This window comes from Castellaniella defragrans (assembly GCF_014203015.1).
Lineage (GTDB): Bacteria > Pseudomonadota > Gammaproteobacteria > Burkholderiales > Burkholderiaceae_B > Castellaniella > Castellaniella defragrans.
Map to the genome: position 1 here is coordinate 1 of NZ_JACHIB010000017.1, position 21654 is coordinate 21654.

Annotated in this window: 20 protein-coding genes and 1 riboswitch; of the genes, 7 read left to right on the forward strand and 13 right to left on the reverse strand. The window is 69.1% G+C overall.

Annotated elements, in window-relative coordinates; translation table 11 throughout:
* Positions 1 to 216 precede the first annotated feature (216 nt).
* Both HNR28_RS13885 and HNR28_RS13890 read left to right on the forward strand, forming a co-directional pair.
* The gene (locus tag HNR28_RS13885) at positions 217 to 423 is read left to right on the forward strand and encodes a hypothetical protein (protein WP_151024235.1); all 207 of its coding nucleotides are present in this window, start codon (positions 217 to 219) and stop codon (positions 421 to 423) included.
* A gap of 32 nt (positions 424 to 455) precedes the next feature.
* Entirely contained in the window at positions 456 to 629 is a 174-nt protein-coding gene (locus HNR28_RS13890) for a hypothetical protein (protein WP_158386271.1), read from the forward strand.
* 24 nt (positions 630 to 653) lie between these two features.
* Here the strand turns inward: HNR28_RS13890 and HNR28_RS13895 are convergent, their stop codons facing one another.
* The 9 genes from HNR28_RS13895 to HNR28_RS13935 form a co-directional block, all read right to left on the reverse strand.
* Positions 654 to 1280 (reverse strand): HutD/Ves family protein, encoded by a 627-nt coding sequence (locus HNR28_RS13895; RefSeq protein ID WP_052355768.1) that lies wholly within the window; start codon positions 1278 to 1280, stop codon positions 654 to 656.
* A gap of 23 nt (positions 1281 to 1303) precedes the next feature.
* On the reverse strand, positions 1304 to 2239 hold the full coding sequence (gene hutG / locus HNR28_RS13900; protein WP_151024234.1) for a formimidoylglutamase: 936 nt from the start codon (positions 2237 to 2239) through the stop codon (positions 1304 to 1306).
* Positions 2236 to 3021, reverse strand: a complete 786-nt coding sequence (locus HNR28_RS13905; RefSeq protein ID WP_043682590.1) for an amino acid ABC transporter ATP-binding protein — start codon at positions 3019 to 3021, stop codon at positions 2236 to 2238. Before HNR28_RS13905 ends, hutG begins: the two co-directional genes overlap by 4 nt.
* Positions 3018 to 3686, reverse strand: a complete 669-nt coding sequence (locus HNR28_RS13910; RefSeq protein WP_043682593.1) for an amino acid ABC transporter permease — start codon at positions 3684 to 3686, stop codon at positions 3018 to 3020. Before HNR28_RS13910 ends, HNR28_RS13905 begins: the two co-directional genes overlap by 4 nt.
* Complete coding sequence (locus HNR28_RS13915) at positions 3683 to 4426, reverse strand: transporter substrate-binding domain-containing protein (protein WP_043682595.1); 744 nt, start codon at positions 4424 to 4426, stop codon at positions 3683 to 3685. Before HNR28_RS13915 ends, HNR28_RS13910 begins: the two co-directional genes overlap by 4 nt.
* 34 nt (positions 4427 to 4460) lie before the next feature.
* On the reverse strand, positions 4461 to 5219 hold the full coding sequence (locus HNR28_RS13920; protein ID WP_151024233.1) for an IclR family transcriptional regulator: 759 nt from the start codon (positions 5217 to 5219) through the stop codon (positions 4461 to 4463).
* 162 nt (positions 5220 to 5381) lie between these two features.
* Positions 5382 to 6317: a LysR substrate-binding domain-containing protein gene (locus HNR28_RS13925; RefSeq protein WP_043682600.1), complete on the reverse strand. Its 936-nt coding sequence runs from the start codon at positions 6315 to 6317 to the stop codon at positions 5382 to 5384.
* A gap of 67 nt (positions 6318 to 6384) precedes the next feature.
* Positions 6385 to 7557 (reverse strand): ABC transporter substrate-binding protein, encoded by a 1173-nt coding sequence (locus HNR28_RS13930; protein ID WP_151024232.1) that lies wholly within the window; start codon positions 7555 to 7557, stop codon positions 6385 to 6387.
* 37 nt (positions 7558 to 7594) lie between these two features.
* Entirely contained in the window at positions 7595 to 9487 is a 1893-nt protein-coding gene (locus HNR28_RS13935) for an FAD-dependent monooxygenase (RefSeq protein WP_151024231.1), read from the reverse strand.
* Positions 9488 to 9759: 272 nt separating this feature from the next.
* On the opposite strand from HNR28_RS13935, the gene HNR28_RS13940 reads away from it, so the two are divergent.
* From HNR28_RS13940 to HNR28_RS13950, 3 genes are all read left to right on the forward strand, one after another.
* Entirely contained in the window at positions 9760 to 10599 is an 840-nt protein-coding gene (locus HNR28_RS13940; RefSeq protein ID WP_052355769.1) for a universal stress protein, read from the forward strand.
* Between the two features lie 65 nt (positions 10600 to 10664).
* Positions 10665 to 11669, forward strand: coding sequence for a zinc-dependent alcohol dehydrogenase family protein (locus tag HNR28_RS13945; RefSeq protein ID WP_409360338.1), 1005 nt, complete (start codon positions 10665 to 10667; stop codon positions 11667 to 11669).
* Positions 11670 to 11842: 173 nt separating this feature from the next.
* On the forward strand, positions 11843 to 12598 hold the full coding sequence (locus HNR28_RS13950) for a helix-turn-helix domain-containing protein (protein ID WP_084330841.1): 756 nt from the start codon (positions 11843 to 11845) through the stop codon (positions 12596 to 12598).
* A 108-nt stretch (positions 12599 to 12706) separates the two neighbouring features.
* Here the strand turns inward: HNR28_RS13950 and HNR28_RS13955 are convergent, their stop codons facing one another.
* Both HNR28_RS13955 and HNR28_RS13960 read right to left on the reverse strand, forming a co-directional pair.
* Positions 12707 to 13984: an arsenic transporter gene (locus HNR28_RS13955; protein WP_409360337.1), complete on the reverse strand. Its 1278-nt coding sequence runs from the start codon at positions 13982 to 13984 to the stop codon at positions 12707 to 12709.
* Positions 13984 to 14559, reverse strand: a complete 576-nt coding sequence (locus tag HNR28_RS13960) for a TMEM165/GDT1 family protein (protein ID WP_043686760.1) — start codon at positions 14557 to 14559, stop codon at positions 13984 to 13986. Before HNR28_RS13960 ends, HNR28_RS13955 begins: the two co-directional genes overlap by 1 nt.
* Positions 14560 to 14638: 79 nt before the next feature.
* A riboswitch (yybP-ykoY riboswitch) is annotated at positions 14639 to 14781 on the reverse strand.
* Positions 14782 to 14904: 123 nt separating this feature from the next.
* On the opposite strand from HNR28_RS13960, the gene nadA reads away from it, so the two are divergent.
* A complete protein-coding gene (nadA, locus tag HNR28_RS13965) occupies positions 14905 to 16041 on the forward strand; it encodes a quinolinate synthase NadA (RefSeq protein WP_043686762.1) in 1137 nt (378 codons plus the stop codon).
* A 58-nt stretch (positions 16042 to 16099) separates the two neighbouring features.
* Entirely contained in the window at positions 16100 to 16975 is an 876-nt protein-coding gene (gene nadC / locus HNR28_RS13970; RefSeq protein WP_151024229.1) for a carboxylating nicotinate-nucleotide diphosphorylase, read from the forward strand.
* A 78-nt stretch (positions 16976 to 17053) separates the two neighbouring features.
* Here the strand turns inward: nadC and nadB are convergent, their stop codons facing one another.
* Together nadB and HNR28_RS13980 are read right to left on the reverse strand one after the other, a co-directional pair.
* Entirely contained in the window at positions 17054 to 18688 is a 1635-nt protein-coding gene (nadB, locus tag HNR28_RS13975; protein WP_151024228.1) for an L-aspartate oxidase, read from the reverse strand.
* A 67-nt stretch (positions 18689 to 18755) separates the two neighbouring features.
* The gene (locus HNR28_RS13980) at positions 18756 to 21623 is read right to left on the reverse strand and encodes an adenosylcobalamin-dependent ribonucleoside-diphosphate reductase (RefSeq protein WP_151024227.1); all 2868 of its coding nucleotides are present in this window, start codon (positions 21621 to 21623) and stop codon (positions 18756 to 18758) included.
* Between the last annotated feature and the right edge of the window lie 31 nt (positions 21624 to 21654).

Here is a 21654-nt window from a genome sequence, read left to right on the forward strand (position 1 = left end):
TGATCCGGTGGGCTGCCTGCCCTATCGAAATCCGTGGCCTCGGATCGCCGGAAATTCGGCCTGAAACAGGACAAATGAATTTTTCAGGGACGACTTATTAGTCAATGGATTACGGAACATTCAAGCGACTGAGTTTTATTTGTACGCACGCTGGACTTGCGGCGCCAACCGGCGCACACTTCCAAGTAGACGCGTTCAGCGCCGCGGAGGGACGCCATGTCGTTCATGCTGATCTGGGTCGTCATCGGATCGTTGGTCATGCTGGCCTACATCCTCTTCTTCGTCGACATCGACGACCGGTGGGCCGATGGATTCATCGGCTATCCCCTGGTCTACCTGTTCACGATCTTCCTGTGGCCGATCACGGTGCTTGCCGTGCTCTGGACCCGGCTCGCTGCACTCCGCGATGCGCGGCATCGATGACGCGCCCTTGACCGCTACCGGAGGCCGACGCCATGACAGAGAAAGACACCCGTCCGGATGCCGCACGCAAGACTCCCGAACGTCTTCGGGAATCGCAGCCGCTGTGCCCGCAGTGCGGCGAGCCGATCGAGGCCTGCGATTGCGCGCAGCGCTGGGAGAACGAAGGCGGAGCGCCGTACCCGCGGAAAAACGGGAAACCCGGCTGACTTTTCGCCGTTCGCGCCGGCAATTCAAGCGGTCTCGATCCGCACGGCGATCAGGCAGGCGTCGCGGGATTTCGGCGTCAGCCTCAGGATCGGGCGGTCGCCCGCCGCCACGCAAAGATGCAGCGTGTCGCCGGCTTCCAGCACGCCGCGGCTCAGGCGGCCGGGCATGTCCACCTCGTAGGCTCCGCGCCAGCCGTGCCACAGCCAATGTCCCGGGGCGAGGCGCCGGGCGAGCGCGCCGTGGAACGCCTGCGCGTGGCCCTGCGCCTTCGTGCGCCGCAGCATCAGGTTGAAATCCCGCACGGGACCGGCGAGCAGTTCGCAGCGGTAAGGCTCCTCGCCGGCGAAGCGGAAGCCCTGGCCGGCCGGCAGGATGATGGCGCGTTCCGTGCGCTCCTGGATCAGGCGGATCGGGCCGCCCCGGGTGACGAGCAGCACGCGGTCGACACCCTCCCAGTGCGAGAACGGCCCGGGCGCCGCGACGTCGGCGGCGCTGACGCGCCACAGGAAATCGTCCATGCCTGCTCCGGCGGGATGGACCGCGATCTCGCGCGTGACGCCGCCGCCGTTCTTCCAGGGACTCTTGCGCAGCTCGGCGGCGCGGATGAAGCGCAGCCAGGTCGCGGCCGATCCGCCGCGGGACATCGACATGACGGGGATGCCTTCGGAATCCGCTAGGGCCTCAGCAGATGCCAGGCCAGCCGGGCGGCGGCGCGGGCCGTGTGGTGATCGACGTCGTGGTCCGGGTTCATCTCCGCGATGTCGGCCAGGCGCACTTTGCCGCTCTTCTTGACCGCCAGCACGCAGGCCTCCACGACGCTCAGGGGCACGCCCAGGGCGGCGGGCGCCGACACGCCGGGCGCCACGCCGGCGGGCAGCACGTCCAGGTCGATCGTCAGGTAGACCAGATCGGCCTCGGCCAGCAGGCCGTCGATCTGCCGCAGGCGTTCGGGCAGGTGGCGCTCCTGCATGTCCATGTCTTCGACGTGAAAGACGTCCAGTGCCCGGGCGTGATCGTACAGCCCCCGGGTATTGCCCACGGGCGACACGCCAAGGCACGCGTAGCGGATGGGCAGCCCGTGGTCGCGGCCGTATTCCAGGATCTGGTCGAAAGGAGTCCCCGACGACCCCGGCCGGCTGGTGCGCAGGTCGAAATGCGCGTCCAGGTTGACGACCAGGATGCGCGGCGGCGCCCCGCCCTCTCCTTCCAGATGGGCGGCCAGCCCCTGGAAGCTGGCCCAGGCGACCTCGTGCCCGCCGCCGAGCGTGACGGGACGCGCGCCCGCGTCCAGCACGGCGGCGACCTTGCGCGCCAGCGCCCGCTGGGCTTCTTCCAGCGCGTCGCCCTCGCAGACCACGTCGCCCGCGTCCCAGAAACGTTCCAGGTCGTGCGCGGGCAGGTTCGCCAGCATGCGCCGGATCGCCCCGGGCCCTTTCGCGGCGCCCGGACGGCCGTGGTTGCGCCGCACGCCCGCGTCGCTGGCGAAGCCCAGCAGGACGGCGTCCCCCGCCCCGCAGCCGTCCAGCCCGGTGCGCACGATCTGGTGCAGCCGGCGGGTGTCCCCGCTTTCGGACGCGTCGTCGCGCCCCGTCCAGAGTGTGTCGCTCATGATGCGCCCGCCTCCATGGGACCCTTGCTGAGTACCGCCTGCAGGAACGAGCGGGTGCGCTCGTGCCTGGGCTGCTGGAAGATGACGTCCGGGCGGTCCGCCTCGATGACCCGGCCGTAGTCCATGACGACCACGGTGTCGGCCATTTCCCGGGCGAAGCCCATTTCATGGGTGACGACCATCATCGTCATGCCTTCCTTGGCCAGCAGCTTCATCACCTGCAGGACCTCGCCGACCAGTTCCGGATCCAGCGCCGAGGTGGGCTCGTCGAACAGCATGACCTCCGGCTCCATGGCCAGCGCCCGGGCGATGGCCACCCGCTGCTTCTGCCCGCCCGACAGGCTGTTGGGCATGGCCCGGGCCTTGGATGCGAGCCCGACCTTGGTCAGCAGCGCCAGCCCTTTTTCGTCGGCCTGCGCGGCCGAAGCGCCCCGCAGGGTGCGCGGGCCGATGGTGACGTTCTCCAGCACGGTCAGGTGCGGGAACAGGTTGAAGGACTGGAACACCATGCCCACGCGGGTGCGCAGGTGGTTCAGGGCCTTTTCGGGCATCAGCGCGCCCTCGTCGAGCAGGCGCTCGCCGCAGAGTTCGATGGTGCCCCGCTCGGCGACCTCCAGGCCGTTGCAGCAGCGCAGCAAGGTGCTCTTGCCCGAGCCGCTGGGGCCGATGACGACCACGACCTGGGACCGGTCGACCTCCAGGTCGACTCCTTTCAGGACCGCATTGTCGCCATACGACTTGTGGAGATCGCGGATCCTGATCATGACGTCGGACGTACTCATTGCACCATGCCTCCGGCCTGCAGACGCAGCTCGACGCGGCGCAGGATTTTCGATGTGGCGCTGGTGAGGATCCAGTAGATCAGCGCGATCACGAGATAGACCTCCAGCGAGCGGTAGGACACGCTGATGATCTTCTGGCCCTCGTGCATGACGTCGTGGATGGTGACCAGGGAAACCAGCGCCGAATTCTTGATCAGGGCGATGAACTCGTTGCCCAGCGGCGGGATCATGCGCACGACCGCCTGCGGCAGGATGATCTTGGCCATGGCCTGGGCCGAGGACATCCCCAGGGACCGGGCCGCCTCCATCTGCCCCTTGTCCACGGACTGGATCGCGCCGCGCACGACCTCAGAGACGTAGGAGGCCGAATACATGCCCATGCCCAGCACCCCGCAGACGAAGGCCGGCAGCAGGATGCCGAAGCGGGGCAGCCCGAAGAACCAGATGAAGAGCTGCACCAGCAGCGGCGTGCCGCGGAAGCAGGACAGGTAGACGCTGCATGCCTTGTAGACGATCCTGCGCCGGGGGTTCAGGCGGCCGATGCCGATCAGCAGGCCCAGGCAGCAGGAAAGCAGCAGCGCGCACACGGTGACCTCCACCGTCACCCAGGTGCCACGCAGCAGGTCTTCCCAGCCGGCGAGCGCGGGCGTGAAGTCCAGGTTCATTTCTTCCCCTCGAACCACTTGTCGACCAGGCGCTGGTACACGCCGTTGGCCTGGATGGTCTTGAGCGCCTGGTTCAGGTCCTTGGTCAGCCCGGGCTCGTTCTTGCTCACGGCGATGCCGTATTCCTCCGTCGTGATCTGCTCGTCCAACACCGTGAAGCCGGGATTCTGCTGCGCGAACAGCTTGGCGGCCGGCTTGCCGGTCACCGCCGCGTCCGCGCGGCCGATGTCCACCAGGTTGAACATTTCCTGGTTCTTCTCCACCTCGACCCGCTGCACCTTGGGATAGTGCTGCTGCATGTAGTTCACGGACTTGGTGCCGACCTGCACCGTGACGCGCCGGCCGTCCAGGTCCTTCAGCGTCTTGATCGGGCCGCCGCTCTTGGTCAGCACCACGAGCCCGCCGGCATAGTACGGATCCGTGAAGTCCACGGCCTGCTTGCGCGCGTCCGTGATGTAGATCGCCGACATGGCGGCGTCGGCCCGGCCGGACAGCACCGCGGGGATGAGCCCCTTGAAGTCGATGTCGGTCCAGGCGATCTTCTTGCCCATGGCCTGGGCCAGGGCCTCGGTCAGCTCGATGTCGAAGCCCGTCCGCTTGCCGTCCACGGTCATTTCCATGGGCGGGAACGTCGGGTCGGTCACCACGCGGATGGTGTCGGACGCCGCCTGGCTGGCGGCGGACGCGCCGCCCAGCGCCAGGGCCAACAGGGTGATTCGGAAGGTCTGGGAAAATTTCATGGAGAGTCTCCTCGGTGTGTGGGCTTGTCTCGGGTCAAAGGCTCTGCAGCCGCGATGAAATGTGCGCCGCCCCGCGCACGATCATCTCGATGAATCGTTCTTCCTGTCCTTGCGCCCGCAGCGAAGGCGCCATCAGGGTGATGACGGCTACGGCGGCATGGCCGTCATGCTGGAACAGGGGCGCGCTCGCCCCCCAGACGCCGGCGTCGACTTCGCCGTTGGTGACCGCGTATCCCTGGATGCGGATCCGCTCCAGCTGGTGTTCCAGGTCGGCCCGCGCGGCATCGTCGAGCAGTTGGTCGCGCTGCAATTGATCCAGCACGGCGCGCCGCCGCTCGACGTGCATGAACGTCAGCAGCGCCTTGGCCGAGGCGCCCTTGCACAGCGGCAGCATCCGTCCCTTGACGAAGGAGCAGCGCAGCGGATGCCGGCTTTCCACCATGTCGAGACAGACGATCTGGTGCTTGACGGCCATGAGCAGCCCGATCGATTCCCCGCTGAGGTTCGACAGGGCTTCCATTCTTTCGTGGGATTCGAGCGTGAGGAACGAGGACTGGTCGAATCCCCAGGCCAGGGGCACGCACATCGGTCCGGGCGAGAATTCGTTGTCCCGTCCGATCACGAAGCCCCAGCGCCGCAGCAGGGACAGCTGGCGGTACAGCGTGCTTTGCGCCAGGCCCGTCAGGTCCATCAATTCGGCGATCGTGGCGCCGCGTCCGAGCCGGGCCAGCGTCGCCAGGACGTGCAGGACCCGCTCTGCGCTGCCTTTGGCCACGGCGTGATCTTCTTGCATGCGGATGGGCCCTCGCGGAGGAAATGGCTGGCGGCGAAACCGTGGCGGCACGAGGCGGATCCTTGGCCGGCCCCCCCTGTCCCGCACGGAATGAAGCCCATCATAAATATTTTTTGATAATTTCTTGTCTTGTATTCTTATCCAGTGAGAATATAAGGGAAATCACTGAACCGCGCCAGGCTCGCGCAGCACGTGGCGGATGCAGTCCAGCGCCAGTTCCACCGCTTTCGGGCGGTATTCGTCCCGCCGCCAGTACATCGACACCGAGCCGAAGACCTGCAGCTTCAGCGGCAGGATGCGCAGCAGGTTCATGTCCGCCAGCGCGCTGGCCGAACGGTGCGAGGCGACGCCGATCGCGTCGCTGTTGCTCAGCAGCGCGATGTTGGCGATGACGGAGTTGGATTCGATGTAATTGGGCGGCAGACTCAGGCCCGCCGCGGCCAGCGCGGTCTCCAGCGCCTTGCGGATCGGCGATCCGCGCGGCCAGACGACCCAGCGGTACTGCCGGACGTCGTCCCAGCCGATCTCGGCGCGGCCGATCAGGGGGTGGTCGCGGCGCACCGCCAGATCGACCGGCTCGGTGTACAGGAGTTCGGCATCGAAGCCGGCCAGGCTCGCATCGTCTTCCATCGTGCGGCCGATGACGATGTCCAGGTCGCCCTGGCTCAGCAGATTGAGCAGCAGGTCCATGGTGCCTTCGACCAGGTCGATGCGCAGGGTGGGCATGCGCGCGGCCATTTCCAGCACGGCGAGCGGCCCGGCCTCGGTCGCCGCCACGCCGGAGGCCCCCAGGGCCACGCGCCCCGCCCCGCCCTCTCGCAGGATGTTCATGTCGGCCGCCGCCCGGTCGAGCTGGGCCTCGATGCGGCGCGCGTGCGCGATCAGCGCCTGGCCGTGCACCGTGGGTGTCAGCCCGCGGGCGTGGCGCTCGAACAGCGTCAGGCCGACGTCGCTTTCCAGGTCCTTGAGCCATTTCGACAGGCCGGGCTGCGTGGTGTGCAGCGCGGCCGCCGAGTGGCTGAGATTGCGCGTCTGGGCCAGGCTGAGCAGGAACCTGAGGTTGCGCAGGCGGATGCGGTCGGTCCAATCGCTACCCATGACGGGCTCCTGGAAGGCGGCGCGCCGCCGGCGCGGGGCACGCCGGCGGCACGGGACGGTCTCACGGCTACTTCTGCTTGCCCGGATCCTTCACGGCCTCGAAGGTGGCGAATTCGACGTTGCGCAGTTCGCCATCGACCCGCTCCAGCCTGCGGATGTATTCGTTCTGGATGATGTCGCGGGTGTCGGGATCGATCTGCACGGGGCCGCGCGGGCTTTCCCACTTCAGGCCCCGGGCGGCCGCGATGAAGGCGTCGCCGCTCGCGTCGCCGCCGGTCTTCTCCAGGACCTTGTAGATGAGCTGCATGCCGTCATAGCCGCCCACCGACATGAAGTTCGCACTGTCCCGATGGGCCTTGGCGTAGGCGGCGACGAAGGCCTTGTTCGCCGGCGAATCGTGCGCGGTCGAATAATGGAAGGCGGTGATCATGCCCAGCGCGTTGTCCCCCAGGGCCGGCAGGGAATTTTCGTCGGTCATGTCGCCGGGGCCCATTTCCTTGATGCCGAGCTTGTCCAGGCCCATCTCGCGGAAGTTCTTCGCCAGGGCCACCATCGAGCTGCCCGGCGGCACGAAGAAGAACAGCGCATCCGGCCGGCTGTCCTTCACGCGCTGCAGGAAGGGCGCGTAATCCGGCGTGTTGACCGGCGTGCGGACCTCGCCCACCACCTTGCCGCCCAGCCCGGTGAAAGTCTTCTTGAACTGCTCCTGGGCGTCGTGCCCGGGGCCGTAGTCCGCCACCAGGATGTAGGCCGAACGGATGTCGTTCTTGACGGCCCACTGGGCGATGGCCCAGGAGCTCTGCGGCAGCGTCATCGAAACGCGCACGATGTAGGGCGACTTCTCGGTGATCGAGGAGGTGGCGGCGTTCATCACGATCATGGGCACCTTGGCCTCGGTGGCCAGAGGGGCGACCGAGAAGGCGTTGGGCGTCAGGTCGAATCCGGCGAGGATGTCGACCTTGTCCTTGATGAGCAGTTCCTGGGCCTGGCGCTTGGCCACCGCCGGCGCGATGCCGGTGTCGTCCTTGACGATCAGCGTGACCTTGCGGCCGGCCACCGTGTCGCCATGCTGGGCGATGAAGGTCTCGATGCCGTTCTGGATCTGCTTGCCGTAGTCCGCATACGGCCCCGACACTGACAGGACCAGGCCGATCTTCAGATCCCTGGCCTGGACCGGCAGCGCGAGCGCCACCCCGCCGATGGACAGGGCCGCGACGCCCAGGATTGTGCGCAGTTTCATTGTCTCTCTCCTTGGTTGACGAAATTCGTTGCCGCCGTCATCGCTGCCGGATGGCGAAGGTCCGCAGGAAGCCCGCCAGTGCGTCGGTGTCCGTCAGTGCCAGCACGCCGGCGACGTACTGGTCGGGGCGCACGATCACGATAGCACCTTGCCGGTCGATGCCGCGCAGCTGGAAGATGTCCTGGTCGGGCAGCGCCGCGTAGACGTTTTCCAGATCGGTCAGCTGGTAGGGGCCGACGCGCGGCAGGAACGCCCGGGGGACTGCGCCGATGTCCACCGCGGTGTGGTCCTGCTGGTAGACGACCTTGACGTCGAACCAGGCGTTCTCGTCCAGGCCGGCCGGCGTGTAGCCCCGGATGGGCGAATCGGGGGACTCGTCCAGCCAGCGCCCCAGGGTCGCCAGCGGCGAGTCCTCGCCGGCGCGCGCCGCGTCGGCGAACACGTAGATCCGCCAGCGGCCGTCGGCGCGGGCCTCGTGCCCCAGGTGCAGGCGGTTGGCGTCGGCCACCCGCATCACCTCGGCGGAGCGGAAGCGCTTGCCGACCGGATAGCCCGTGGCCAGCGCCTGGCGGCTGTCCGCCAGCGTGATCATCGAAGGCTCGTACTGGGTCATGAAGCCCTGGGCGAATTCGGTGATGCGCAGGTAGGCCTGCTCGAACTCGGCATGCGAGGCGAAGGCTTCCGCGGACTTGGCCATCTGCGTCGCCCAGCGCAGGTCCTGGTCGATGAGCGACTGGCCGACCTTCTGGCGCTCGGCGGAATAGGTGTCGAGCAGGCCGGCGGGGCTGCGGCCCTCGAGGACGTGGCCGAGCTTCCAGCCCAGGTTGAAGCCGTCCTGCATCGAGGCGTTCGTGCCCTGCCCCGCCTTGGCGCTGTGGGTATGGCTCGCATCCCCGGCGATGAAGACGCGCGGCATGCGGCGGCCCACCTGCTCCGGCGGCACGTCGTCGAAGTGGTCGCACAGGCGGTGGCCCACTTCGTACACGCTGTGCCAGGCCACGTGGCGCACGTCCAGCCGGTAGGGATGGAAGATGCGCTGCGCCCGGGCGATGATCTGCTCGACCGGCGTGCGGCGGATGGCGCCGCCGTCGTCCGGCGCCACGTCGCCCAGATCGACGTAGACGCGGAACAGGAAGCCGCCCTCGCGCGGGATCAGCAGGATGTTGCCGTCGGATTCGGACTGGATCGCGCACTTGGTGCGGATGTCCGGGAAATCGGTGTCGGCCAGCAGGTCCATGACGCCCCAGGCGTGGTTCGACGACACGCCGCGCAGCGTCTGGCCGATGGCCTTGCGCACGCCGCTGTGGGCGCCGTCCGACCCGAGGACGTAGCGGGCGCGCACGACGCGCTCCTCGCCGGCCTGGTCGCCCGTGCTGCGCTTCAAGGTGACCGTCACGGGATGGTCGCCTTCATCGGCGACCGTCAGGCCCACGAACTCGTAGCCATAATCCGGCTTCATGCGCGTGGGGGCGTTTTCCATGAATTCGGCGAAGTAGTCCAGTACCCGGGCGTGATTGACCGTCAGGTGGGGATATTCGCTGACGTTCTGCGGGTCCTCGTCGACGCGGGACACGCGCACGATGTTTTCGGGCTGCGCGGGATCGGGCTTCCAGAATGCGGTTTCGGTGACCTGGCAGGCCTCGGCGATCAATTGCTGCGCGAAGCCGAACGCCTCGAAGGTCTCGATGCTGCGCTTCTGCATGCCGTCGGCCAGGCCGATTTCCAGGCGTCCCGCCCTGCGTTCGACGATGCGGGTGACGATGCCGGGAAACTGGGACAGCTGGGCCGCCGCGATCATGCCGGCCGGCCCCGCGCCGACGATGAGGACGTCCACCTGGTCGGGCAGATCCTCGGGGCGGTCGATGCCGACGCCGGCCGGCGGCTGGATGCGCGGGTCGGACGAAACGTAGCCGTGGTGATGGTATTTCAAAGCAGTCTCCTGAGGGATTTTGTGGAGATCTTTTCGCGAGAAGAACTGCTGAATATTCTAGGGTTGAATCACGTCTATGTCATATTTTTATGAATGAAATATTCCTATCATCCATATGGAAAAATATATACCTCGGGGCGGAATGGAGGAGCCCGGTGCGATGCCTCGCGGGGGGCATCCCGTCGGGACATTGCGTCATGTCAACGTCGAACGGCCGCCGCAGGCGTAGATTGGATTTCGAGATCCGATTGCTTCGCCGACAGGAGGCCGCCATGCTCGAACGTATTGCCCTCGACCTGACCAAGGACGCCAACCAGGCGCGCCGCGTGCAGCTGGCCATCCAGCTGGCGGCGCGCCACAAGGCCGAGCTGATCGGCATCTGCACCGATCCGCCCCTCCCGCGGTACATCTACGACGAGGGCGGCATTTCGCAGCAGATCCTGGCCAAGCTGCAGGAGCAATCCACGCAGGAAAAAATCGAGACCAAGACCCATTTCCTGCAGCAGGCCGCGCTGGCGGGCATCCAGGCCCAATGCCGGATGCCCCAGAGCCCCATCGAGGAAGCCCTGGCGGCGCATGCCCGTTCATGCGATCTGCTGATCATGAGCCAGACGGACACGGCGCAGGCGAACTGGGCCATACCGCCCAGCGTGGTCGATTCCGTGATCACGGCGGCCGGGCGGCCCGTGCTGGTCGCCCCCTACATCGGAGACGCACATCGGCCCATCGGCCGGAAGGTGCTTTTCTGCTGGGATTACGGCCGCCGGGCCGCGCGGGCGCTGGCCGATGCCGCTCCGCTGCTGCGCGAGGCATCCGAGCTCACCGTCCTGACGGTCGATCCGCAGCCGGACATGCTGCGGGCGCTGGACATCCAGCCGGGAGACCTGGCGGCCTACTGCGCCGCGCATGGCTATCCCGCGCCACGGACCGTGCACACGATGAGCGAAGGCGTCGGAGTCGGCAATGCCATCCTGAACGCGGCCACGGATTACGATTGCGACATGATCGTCATGGGCCTCTACAACCGCAGCCGCGTGCGCGAATGGATCCTGGGCGGCACGTCCAAGACCCTGCTGCAATCGATGACCGTTCCGATCCTGTTTTCGCACTAGCGCCCCGCCGCCCCGGGAATCCGCATTTTCCGGGCGCCGGCGGGCTTCAATGAGGAGCGGCAGCCATGACAGCGGAACGGCATCGCATGCAGGCGATGGTCCTGCATCGGACGGGGCGGGACCTGCGCTTCGAGGAACGGGACATTCCCTCTCCCGGGCCTGGAGAGGTGCGCGTGCGCGTCGAAGCCTGCGCCGTGTGCCGCACGGACCTGCACGTCGTGGATGGAGAACTGCCGGACCAGCGGGTGCCCATCGTGCCGGGGCACGAGATCGTCGGGATCGTCGAGGCAGCCGGGTCCGGCGTCGCCGGCATCGCGCCGGGCACGCAGGTCGGAGTGGCGTGGCTGGCGGGCACGTGCGGCGTCTGCGCGTACTGCCGGGAAGACCGCGAGAACCTCTGCGAATCGGCCGCGTTCACCGGCCATACGCGCGATGGCGGATTCGCGAGCCACGTGATCGCGGACGCCGCCTATGTGTTTCCCTTGCCTCCGGATGCCGACCCCGTCAAGCTGGCTCCCCTGATGTGCGCCGGCCTGATCGGCTGGCGCTGCCTGCGCGCGCTGGGCGCGGCGCGGAACGTCGGCCTGTACGGCTTCGGCGCGGCCGCGCATCTCGTCGCGCAGGTGCTCCGCTGGGAAGGCAGGGCGTTCCACGCCTTCACGCGTCCCGGGGACGAGCAGAGCCAGGCGCTGGCGCGATCCCTGGGCGCGGCCTGGGCCGGCGGCTCGGATGCCCTGCCGCCGGTGCCGCTGGACGGCGCCATCATTTTCGCGCCCGTCGGGTCGCTCGTGCCGGCGGCGCTGGGCGCCGTCCGCAAGGGCGGCCGGGTGGTGTGCGGCGGCATCCACATGTCGGACATCCCCTCGATGCCCTACCGCCTGCTCTGGGGGGAAAGGGAACTCGTCTCCGTGGCGAACCTCACCCGGCGCGATGGCCGGGAATTCCTCGAACTGGCCGGGCGGATCGGCATCGCGCCCAAGACGACCCCCTACGCCCTGCGGGACGCCAACCGCGCGCTGGACGATCTGCGGCAGGGACGGATCGACGGCGCGGCCGTCCTCGTTCCCTGACGGTCTTTTTCGCGCCGGCGGGCCGGCGTAGAATTGCAGCATGTCCGACCTGTGGCTCGCGGCGATGAATCCGCCTGCCCGATCCCTCGGGATCCAGCAGGATCGGGCGGTTCATGGGGGATGGTGCAATGGAGAATTTCGACGCAAGCCCTCCGGTTCCGCCGATGGCGCGCATGCCTCGTCCATCCGGACCCGGCCCCGCTTCTCCCGCTCCATGCAAACTGGCCGCCACGGGCGCCTGCCTGGTCCCCGGGCTATGCCGCAACCCGAAGACGGCGGTCGCCAGCCGTGCGAATGGCGGCCGGCCGCCCTCCCCGGCCGGCGGCGTCACGCGCCGCATCGTCCATCGGGGGCAGTCCCTGTACCGTGCCGGCGACGCCTTCGCCAATCTGTACCAGCTGTATGCGGGCTCGATGAAGCTGCGCATCACCAACAGCGCCGGCATGGAGCAGATCGCGTCGTTTCCCATCGCCGGCGCACTGCTGGGCCTCGATGGCATAGACACCGGACACTACGCGTGCGACGCCATTGCCCTGGAAGACTCCCTGACGTGCATCCTGCCGTTTGCCGACCTGGTGGCCCGCTCCAGGGCCGATGCGCCGTCGGCGCTGCAGCTCAGCAGAGCGATCGCGCAGGAGACGAACCATTACCGGCGCCTGATCATGGTGCTGGCCGGCATGAACAGCGAAGAGCGCGTCGCCCATTTCCTCCAGGACATCTCGGAGCGGATGGCCGCCGGCGGCTATTCCTCGCGGGAGTTCGTCCTGAAGATGACGCGCGCGGACATCGCCCGCTACCTGGGCATGAAGATCGAGACGGTCAGCCGCGCGTTCACCCGCCTGCACCTGGCGCGCATCCTGGACGTGCGCGGCCGGCACCTCCGCATACGCGACCCGGACGCCCTGCGCCGGCTGGGCGCCGGCCGCTGAGGGCGGCCCTCCGCTGGAGCGCTCCCCGCTCCGATGCGTCCTCGCGGCGCCAGGTCCGCCCCCCCGGCCGCCCGGCGCGGGAAGGGTGCCGGGCGCCGCCGCGCCCGCTCAGCCGATCCGCCAGGCCAGCGCCGCCAGCGCGGCGGCCAGCACCGGCAGCGTCAGCGCCAGCCCCATGCGGCAGTACTGCCCCCAGCCGATGCGGATGTCCCGGCCGCGCAGCACGTGCAGCCACAGCAGCGTGGCCAGGCTGCCGATGGGCGTGAGCTTGGGCCCCAGGTCGCAGCCGATCACGTGCGCGTAGACCATGGCCTCGCGCACCACGCCCTGCGCCTGGGACGCCTCGATCGAGAGGGCGCCGATCAGCACCGTGGGCAGGTTGTTCATCAGGGACGACAGGACCGCGCTCAGCAGGCCCGTGCCCAGGGTGGCCGTCCAGACGCCCTGCCCGGCCAGCCAGTCCAGCGCCTGCGTCAGGAATCCCGTCAGGCCCGCGTGGCGCAGGCCGTAGACCACCAGGTACATCCCCAGGGCGAACACGATGATCTGCCAGGGGGCGCCGCGCACCCGGCGCAGCACCGGGATGCGCCCGCCCCGGGCGGCGACCAGGGCCAGGGCCAGGGCGCCGGCCGCCGCCGTCGCGCTGACCGGGATGCCCAGGGGCTCCAGCACGAAAAAGCCCAGCAGCAGCCACGCCAGCACGCCCCACCCCGCCCGGAACGTCGGTCGGTCGCGCACGGCGGTCGCCGGCGCCGGCAGCCGCTGCACGTCGTAGCGCGCCGGGATGGCGCGGCGGAACACCCCGCCCAGGACCGCCAGCGAGGCGAGGATGGCGGCGAGATCGACCGGCGCCATGATGGCCGCGTAGCGGGCGAAGCCGATGCCGAAATAATCCGCCGTGACGATGTTGACCAGATTGGACACCACCAGCGGCAGGCTGGCCGTGTCGGCGATGAAGCCGGCCGCCATGACGAAGGCCAGCGTCGCGCGGGGCGAGAAGCGCAGCGCCGCCAGCATGGCGACGACGATCGGCGTCAGGATCAGCGCCGCGCCGTCGTTGTTGAACAGCGCGCTGACGCCGGCGCCCAGCAGCACCATCAGGACGAACAGGCGCCCGCCCCGGCCCCCGCCCCAGCGCGCCATGTGCAGGGCGGCCCACTCGAAGAAGCCGGCGGCCTCCAGCAGCAGGCTGATGATCACGACCGCGACGAAGGTGCCGGTGGCGTTCCAGACGATGCCCCAGACCACCGGGATGTCCGCCGGCCGGATGACGCCGGTGAGCAGCGCCAGCCCGGCGCCCAGACAGGCGCTCCAGCCGATGCCCAGGCCGCGCGGCTGCCAGACGACCAGCGCCAGCGTCAGGACGAACAGAGCCAGGGCGAGCATCAGGCCCCCAGCCCGCCGGCGGCGTGCAGCAGCGTCAGGCCGCCCAGGCCCGCGAACAGCACGGCGGCGATGCTGTGCACCAGGCGGACGGGCAGGCGGTCGGCGGCGCGGGCGCCGAAATACACGGCCGGGACGTTGGCCAGCATCATGCCCAGGGTGCTGCCGCCGACGACCGCGACGAGGCTGTCGTAGCGCGCCGCCAGGGCCACCGTGGCGATCTGGGTCTTGTCCCCCATTTCCGCCAGGAAAAACAGCACGAGGGTGGCCGTCAACACGCCCAGGCCGCGCATCGGCCTGGGCGCCTCGTCGAGCTTGTCGGGGATCAGCAGCCAGCCGGCCATGAGCAGAAAGGAGATCCCCAGCACCCACTGCAGGACGACGGGATCGAGCAGCTGGGCCACGAGCTGGCCGGCCAGGCCCGCCAGGGCGTGGTTGGCCAGGGTGGCGATCAGCACGCCCAGACAGATCAGGACGGGCCGGTGGTAGCGGGCGGCCAGCACCATGGCGAGCAGCTGGGTCTTGTCGCCGATTTCACCCAGGGCGACCACGCCGGTGGAAACGAGGAAGGCATCCATGAAGAGGAACATCCGGGGGCTGACGCGACTACGCCCCCGCCGGCCCCATGCGGCGGGAAACGCAGTCAGCGGTCTTGCCAGGCCCGGGTATGCGGATGCGGATACCGGCGGGCCGCGCGCGCCATGGCCGGACGGCCAAGCGTGTTGACGCATGCACCCGCGCATGGCGCGCCGTCCTGGACGGGCCTGTGCGCGAGTCGGCTACTCCCCGATGACGGGTGGCGCGAATTATACCGGGGATTTCCTTCTTCCCGATTCCCGCTTCGCGCGCAAGGGCGCGCCGGACGATGCGGGCGGCTTTGTCGTATGATGGTCTTCTACCCGTTTCTCCCCCTTCATACCATCATGCCCTCAGGTACCCGAATCGTCGAATTCGACCGCCCGGACATGGCCGTCGGCACCCATACGGTGGCCGAGGCCTGGGCCCGGGTGAATCCGCCGCTGTCCCCCCAGGAACGCGAATTCCAGAAGGACCGCGTCCGGCGCCTGCTGAAATCCCGCAACGCCGTCCTGGTCGCGCACTACTACGTGGACGCCGACATCCAGGACCTGGCCGAGGAAACCGGCGGCTGCGTCTCCGATTCCCTGGAAATGGCGCGCTTCGGGCGCGATCACGCGGCCGACACGCTGGTGGTCTCGGGCGTGCGCTTCATGGGCGAGACGGCCAAGATCCTCTCCCCCGAAAAACGCATCCTGATGCCCGACCTGGACGCCACCTGTTCCCTGGATCTGGGCTGCGACCCGGTGGCCTTCGCCGCGTTCCGGGCGCAGCACCCCGACCGCACCGTGGTGGTGTACGCCAACACCAGCGCCGCCGTGAAGGCCCAGGCCGACTGGATGGTGACCTCCTCCATCGGCCTGGACATCGTCGCCGAGCTGCACCGCCAGGGCAAAAAGATCCTCTGGGCGCCCGACCGCCACCTGGGCTCCTACATCCAGCGCGAGACCGGCGCGGACATGGTGCTGTGGCAGGGATCCTGCACCGTGCACGACGAATTCAAGGGCATCGAGCTGGACCTGATGCGCAAGGAGCACCCGGACGCCCTGGTGCTGGTGCACCCCGAATCGCCCGCCCCCGTCGTGGCCCAGGCCGACGTCGTGGGCTCGACCTCGCGGCTGCTGGCGGCCGTGACCGAATCGCCGGCCACGACCTTCATCGTCGCCACCGACCAGGGCCTGCTGCACAAGATGCGCCTGGCCGCGCCGGACAAGACTTTCATCGCCGCGCCCACGGCCGGCGAATCCGCCACGTGCAAGAGCTGTGCCCACTGCCCCTGGATGGCCATGAATTCCCTCAAGGGCGTGGCCGACGCGCTGGAATTCGGCAGCAACGAAGTCCACCTGGACCCGGCCCTGGGCCGCCGGGCCAAGGTCTGCATCGACCGCATGCTGGATTTCGCCGCCGCGCGCCGCCGCGACACGCGCCCCGGGCCCGACCTCGCCCAGGAGCAGGCCCTGTTTTCGGGGATCGGTCCGGCATGAGCACGCACAGCCGCTTTCCCTTCGGCCGCAACCCGGCGCGCCATGCCAGGGGGGCCGCATGAGCCCCGCGCCCTCCACGCTGCGCAATCCCTACGCCCCCTTCCCGCCCGCCCTGCAGACGTCCTTCGAGGCCAACATCGAGCGCGCCCTGGCCGAGGACGTCGGCACGGGCGACGTCACCGGCCTGCTGATCCCGGAAGACCAGGTCGAGGCCGCCCGCGTCATCGTGCGCGAACCCGCCGTGCTGTGCGGCGCGCCCTGGTTCGAGGCCGTGATGCACCGGGTGGACGAGCGCATCCTGCTCGACTGGGCCTACGCCGAGGGCGACCGGATGGAGGCCGACTCGGTGGTCTGCCGCCTGCACGGCCCGGCGCGCGCGCTGCTCACCGCCGAGCGCACCGCCCTGAATTTCCTGCAGCTGCTCTCCGGTGTGGCCACGGCCACCCGCCGCTACGTGGACCTGATCGCCGGCACGCGCGCGGCCATCCTGGACACGCGCAAGACGCTGCCCGGCCTGCGCCTGGCGGAAAAATACGCCGTGCGCGTGGGCGGCGGCCGCAACCAGCGCCTGGCCCTGTACGACGGCATCCTGATCAAGGAAAACCACATCATGGCGGCCGGCGGCATCGCCGCCGCCCTGCGGGCCGCGCGGCAGGTCTCGGGCGGCGTCCCGATCCAGATCGAGGTGGAATCCCTGGACGAACTGCGCCAGGCGCTGGACGCCGGGGCCGAGTCCGTCCTGCTGGACAACTTCAGCCTGGACGACCTGTCCGAGGCGGTCGCGCTCAATGCCGGCCGCGCCCTGCTGGAGGCATCCGGCGGCATCCGCCACGACACCGTGCGCGCGATCGCCCGCACGGGCGTGGACCGGATTTCCATCGGCAGCCTGACCAAGGACATCCGCGCCGTCGATTATTCCCTGCGGATCGTGTAGCCGGGGCCACCGCGGCCCCAGCCCGCGCGCCGGACGCGCCTGGCCACCGAAGCCGGCCGGATGCGCCGCAGCCGCGTCTCAGCGGAAGCCGTCTTCCGGCGTCATCACCGTGGGCAGCGCCCGCGGCAGCGTCCAGGGGAAGTCCTGGCAGTAGTGCAGGCCGCGGCTTTCCTTGCGCGACAGCGCGGCGGCCACCACCAGGGCGGCGACCTGGATCAGGTTGCGGCATTCCAGCAGATCGCTGGTGACCCGGTGCTCCTGGTAATACGCCTCGATTTCCTGGTCCAGCAGGCTGATGCGCTGGCGCGCGCGGCCCAGGCGCTTCTGCGTGCGCACGATGCCGACGTAGTTGGACATGAGGCGCCGGACCTCGTCCCAGGCGTGCGTGACCAGCACGGCCTCGGAACTGTCGCGCGCCCGGCTGTCGTCCCAGTCCGGCACCCGGCCGGCGAGGGGCTCCGCCGCGGGCTGGGCGTCGATGTCGTGCGCGGCGTTGCGGCCGATCACCAGGCATTCCAGCAGCGAATTGCTGGCCAGGCGGTTGGCGCCGTGCAGGCCGGTGTAGGCCGTTTCCCCCACCGCGTACAGGCCGGGGATGTCGGTGCGGCCGTTCATGTCGACCACCACCCCGCCGCAGGTGAAGTGCATCGCCGGCACCACCGGGATCGGCTCGCGGGTCATGTCGATGCCGAATTCCAGGCAGCGGGCGTGGATGGTGGGGAAGTGCTCGCGGATGAATTCGGCCGGCCGGTGGCTGATGTCCAGGTCCACGTGGGTCAGGCCGCGCTTCTTGATCTCGAAGTCGATGGCGCGGGCCACCACGTCGCGCGGCGCCAGTTCCAGCCGCTCGTCGTGCCACTGCATGAAGCGCTCGCCCGCCTGGGGGCCGGCCGAGGCCGGCAGGCGCAGCACCCCGCCCTCCCCGCGCACGGCCTCGGAGATCAGGAAGGACTTGGCCTGCGGGTGGTACATGCAGGTCGGGTGGAACTGCATGAATTCCATGTTGGCCACGCGGCAGCCCGCCCGCCAGGCCATGGCGATGCCGTCGCCGGTGGAGGTGTCGGGATTGCTGGTGTGCAGGTAGACCTTGCCCGCGCCACCCGTGGCCAGCACGACGCGGGGCGCCAGGATGGTGTGCACGCGGTCGGCGCGCTCGTCGTAGACGTAGGCGCCGAGGCAGCGGGCCGGCTGGTGGGCGGCACCCGGCGCCTCGCCGTCCAGGATGCGGCTGGTGATGAGCTCGACCCCGGAATGGTATTCCAGCAGGGTGATGTTGCGGTGGGCCCGCACCTGCTGCTCCAGGGTGAGCTGGACCAGGTGGCCGGTGGCGTCGGCGGCGTGGATGATGCGCCGCTGGCTGTGGCCGCCCTCGCGGGTCAGGTGGAAGCCCAGTTCGGCGCCCTGGTCGGGGGTGAAGGGCACGCCCAGTTCGATCAGCCAGTCGATGGCCGAGCGGCCCTGCTCGACGATGTGGCGCGTGGCGTCGGTGTCGCACAGCCCGGCGCCCGCGACCAGCGTGTCGGCGATGTGCTCGTCATGGCTGTCCTGGGAGTCCAGCACGGCGGCGATGCCGCCCTGGGCCCAGTTGCTGGATCCGTCCAGCAGGGCCTTTTTCGACAGCACGGCGACCTTCTTGTCGGCCGCCAGGTGCAATGCCACCGTCAGGCCGGACAGGCCGCTGCCGATGATCAGGACGTCGTATTGGTGATTCATGACACTTCTTGGTTGACGGGTTGCGAGCCCGGGCTTCCCGGGCCGGGGACCATTCTATATCCGTTTTTTACCCACATGCCCCTGTGTACCCGCAGTGGGTGCAGAACTGGCAGCCGTCCTTCTTGATGACGCTGTGCAGGTGGCATTCGGGGCACTCGGCGCCGTTGATGACGGGCGCCGGACCGGCCGGACGGGCGGGCGCGGCGGCGTCGGACTCGGCCTGCACCACCCCCATCTGCTCGACCGGCTCGCCGTGCTCGTCCAGGATGCCGAGCATCGCGTAGCGATGGATCAGCAGGCGGGCGATGTAGGCTTCGGTGGAGGGGAAGGAGCTGGACTTGTCGGCGCCGGGCACGCGGGCCAGGAAGTCGCCCTGGGGTTCGGCGTAGTTCATCAGCTTGCGCAGCTTCATGGCGATCCAGGCCGGATCGACGATGCGCATGTCCAGGCTCAGCAGCTTGAACAGGCCCTCGAAGGCGCGCGGGAACTTGCCGGCGCCCCAGACGGAATACGGCCGGGTGGAGCCGTCGGGCATGCGCAGTTCCTTGACCATCAGCACGAAATCGTCGCCCGTGACCGGATTGAGGACGTCGCAGATCCAGCCCATCGTCCCGTCCGGGCCGGTCTTGGGCTCGCGCGGCGCGATCAGGGCTTCCATCATGGCGGACTTGGCCTGGGCCGAGGCGTCGATGCCCAGGGTGCGGTGGCGGAACGCCACCAGGCGCGCCAGGGCGGCCACGGTGGAGGGCACCCAGATCGGCTCGCCGGTTTCCGGATCGAGGATCTGGAAGGCCGTGCCCCCGTTGGTGCCGGCCAGGACTTCCAGCTTGCGGTTGAGCCAGGGGAAGTCGTCGGTGTACATGTCCAGGCTGAGCATCTTGGCCACGGAACCCAGGCCGCGCGGCGGACGGGCGCCGTTGACCCAGACCTCGAAGGGCCGGTTCTGCAGGTCGGACACGAAGACCACGAAGCTGCCTTCCGGGGATTCGATGGCGTCCGACGCCCAGCAGGACGCGCCGCGCGGCAACCGCGGGCGGTTGGGCCAGCGCAGGCTGTTGAGCACCGGCTCGATGACGCGCTTGAGCACCAGCCGGCGGTCGGCCTCGGACAGGGAGATGGCCTCGGGCTGGGCGGGCGCGTCGGCCGCCGGGGCGACCGACAGCACGGCGGCGCGCTTGCCGCTGGGCCGGTAGGTGGTGATGCCCTTCAGGCCGAGCTTCCAGGCCTGCATGTACAGGTCCTTGAAGTCCTCGTAGGGATAGTCCGCGGCCACGTTCACGGTCTTGGAGATCGCGGCGTCGACGTAGTCCTTGACGGCGGCGACCATCAGCGCGTGGTCGCGCGCGGAGATCTCCAGCGCGGTGCGGAAATACGGCGGCAGCGCGCCGGACACGTCGCCCCCCATCAGGCGGTAGAGGCGGTAGGCGTGGTCCTCGACCACGTAATCCTGCTTGCCGCCGTCGGCCATGCGCTTGGTGCGCGTGTAGGTCCAGGAGAACGGCGGCTCGATGCCGTTGGAGGCGTTGTCGGCGAAGGCCAGGGAAATCGTGCCCGTCGGGGCGATCGAGGTGAGGTGGCTGTTGCGGATGCCGTGTTCCGCGATGGCGGCGCGGATGTCCTCGGGCAGGCGCCGGGCGAAGCCGCTCGCCAGGTAGGGCCCCGCCTGGAAGCCGGGGAAGGGGCCGCGCTCGCGGGCCAGCTCGACCGAGGCGCGGTAGGCGGCATGGGCCACCTCGCGGGCGAAGCGGGCCGCCATGGCGCGCGCCGGCTCGCTGTCGTAGGCCAGTTTCAGCATGATCAGCGCGTCGCCCAGGCCGGTGACCCCCAGGCCGACGCGGCGCTTGTGGGCGGCTTCCGCCGCCTGCTCCGGCAGCGGCCAGACGGTGGCGTCGAGCACGTTGTCCAGCATGCGCACGGCCAGCGCGACGACCTCGGCCAGGCCGTCCCAGTCCACGGAGGGCTCGCCCTGCAGGCCGAAGGGGCTGCGCACGAAGCGCGTCAGGTCGATGGAGCCCAGGCAGCAGCAGCCGTAGCCCGGCAGCGGCTGCTCGCCGCAGGGGTTGGTGGCGTCCAGCGTTTCCAGGTAGTGCAGGTTGTTCTCGCCGTTGATCCGGTCGTGGAACAGCACGCCGGGCTCGGCGTAGTCGTACGTGGACTGCATGATGCGGTCCCACAGCGCGCGCGCCCGGATCTCGCGGTAGACCCACAGGCCGTCCTCGCGGCGATGGGCGCCGGCGGCCTTGAGGTCGTCCGAGGGCTCGGCCGCATGGGTCAGGGGAAACAGCGCGTCGTCCTCGACGGCGCGCATGAACGCATCGGTGACGTTGACCGACACGTTGAAATTGGTCAGCTCGCCGGCCGTCTGCTTGGCCTCGATGAAGGCCTCGATGTCGGGATGGCCGACGTCGAGCACGCCCATCTGCGCGCCGCGCCGCGAGCCGGCCGATTCCACGGTTTCGCAGGAGCGGTCGAACACGCGCATGTAGGACACCGGCCCGGAGGCCTTCGAGGCCGTGCCCTTGACGATGGCGCCCGCCGGGCGGATGTGGCTGAAGTTGTACCCCACCCCGCCGCCGCGGCGCATCGTCTCGGCGGCCTTCTGCAGGGCGTCGTAGATGCCCGGCCGGCCGTCCACGGGATCGGACACGGAGTCCCCCACCGGCTGGACGAAGCAGTTGATGAGCGTGGCGGCCAGCTCCGTGCCGGCGGCCGAATTGATGCGCCCGGCGGGGATGAACCCGCGCTGCTGCGCATCCAGGAACGCGGCCCGGTAGCGCGCGCGCTGCTTGGGCTTTTCGACCGCGGCCAGCGCGCGCGCCACGCGCTGCTGGATCTCGACGATCGAGGTTTCCGCGCCCTTGGCGTATTTTTCCCGCAGGACTTCGACGGAAATGGATTGGGTTTCCAGGCCCGAGAAAACATCGACTCGGTTCATGCCGGCTCCTGTGATGAAAGACGATGATTGA

Excerpts from the sequence above, each read along its gene's own strand:
- HNR28_RS13885 (WP_151024235.1), top strand. The coding sequence starts at position 217 with ATGTCGTTCATGCTGATCTGGGTCGTCATCGGATCGTTGGTCATGCTG.
- HNR28_RS13890 (WP_158386271.1), top strand. The coding sequence starts at position 456 with ATGACAGAGAAAGACACCCGTCCGGATGCCGCACGCAAGACTCCCGAA.
- HNR28_RS13895 (WP_052355768.1), bottom strand. The coding sequence starts at position 1,280 with ATGTCGATGTCCCGCGGCGGATCGGCCGCGACCTGGCTGCGCTTCATC.
- hutG (WP_151024234.1), bottom strand. The coding sequence starts at position 2,239 with ATGAGCGACACACTCTGGACGGGGCGCGACGACGCGTCCGAAAGCGGG.
- HNR28_RS13905 (WP_043682590.1), bottom strand. The coding sequence starts at position 3,021 with ATGAGTACGTCCGACGTCATGATCAGGATCCGCGATCTCCACAAGTCG.
- HNR28_RS13910 (WP_043682593.1), bottom strand. The coding sequence starts at position 3,686 with ATGAACCTGGACTTCACGCCCGCGCTCGCCGGCTGGGAAGACCTGCTG.
- HNR28_RS13915 (WP_043682595.1), bottom strand. The coding sequence starts at position 4,426 with ATGAAATTTTCCCAGACCTTCCGAATCACCCTGTTGGCCCTGGCGCTG.
- HNR28_RS13920 (WP_151024233.1), bottom strand. The coding sequence starts at position 5,219 with ATGCAAGAAGATCACGCCGTGGCCAAAGGCAGCGCAGAGCGGGTCCTG.
- HNR28_RS13925 (WP_043682600.1), bottom strand. The coding sequence starts at position 6,317 with ATGGGTAGCGATTGGACCGACCGCATCCGCCTGCGCAACCTCAGGTTC.
- HNR28_RS13930 (WP_151024232.1), bottom strand. The coding sequence starts at position 7,557 with ATGAAACTGCGCACAATCCTGGGCGTCGCGGCCCTGTCCATCGGCGGG.
- HNR28_RS13940 (WP_052355769.1), top strand. The coding sequence starts at position 9,760 with ATGCTCGAACGTATTGCCCTCGACCTGACCAAGGACGCCAACCAGGCG.
- HNR28_RS13945 (WP_409360338.1), top strand. The coding sequence starts at position 10,665 with ATGACAGCGGAACGGCATCGCATGCAGGCGATGGTCCTGCATCGGACG.
- HNR28_RS13950 (WP_084330841.1), top strand. The coding sequence starts at position 11,843 with ATGCCTCGTCCATCCGGACCCGGCCCCGCTTCTCCCGCTCCATGCAAA.
- HNR28_RS13955 (WP_409360337.1), bottom strand. The coding sequence starts at position 13,984 with ATGCTCGCCCTGGCTCTGTTCGTCCTGACGCTGGCGCTGGTCGTCTGG.
- HNR28_RS13960 (WP_043686760.1), bottom strand. The coding sequence starts at position 14,559 with ATGGATGCCTTCCTCGTTTCCACCGGCGTGGTCGCCCTGGGTGAAATC.
- nadA (WP_043686762.1), top strand. The coding sequence starts at position 14,905 with ATGCCCTCAGGTACCCGAATCGTCGAATTCGACCGCCCGGACATGGCC.
- nadC (WP_151024229.1), top strand. The coding sequence starts at position 16,100 with ATGAGCCCCGCGCCCTCCACGCTGCGCAATCCCTACGCCCCCTTCCCG.
- nadB (WP_151024228.1), bottom strand. The coding sequence starts at position 18,688 with ATGAATCACCAATACGACGTCCTGATCATCGGCAGCGGCCTGTCCGGC.
- HNR28_RS13980 (WP_151024227.1), bottom strand. The coding sequence starts at position 21,623 with ATGAACCGAGTCGATGTTTTCTCGGGCCTGGAAACCCAATCCATTTCC.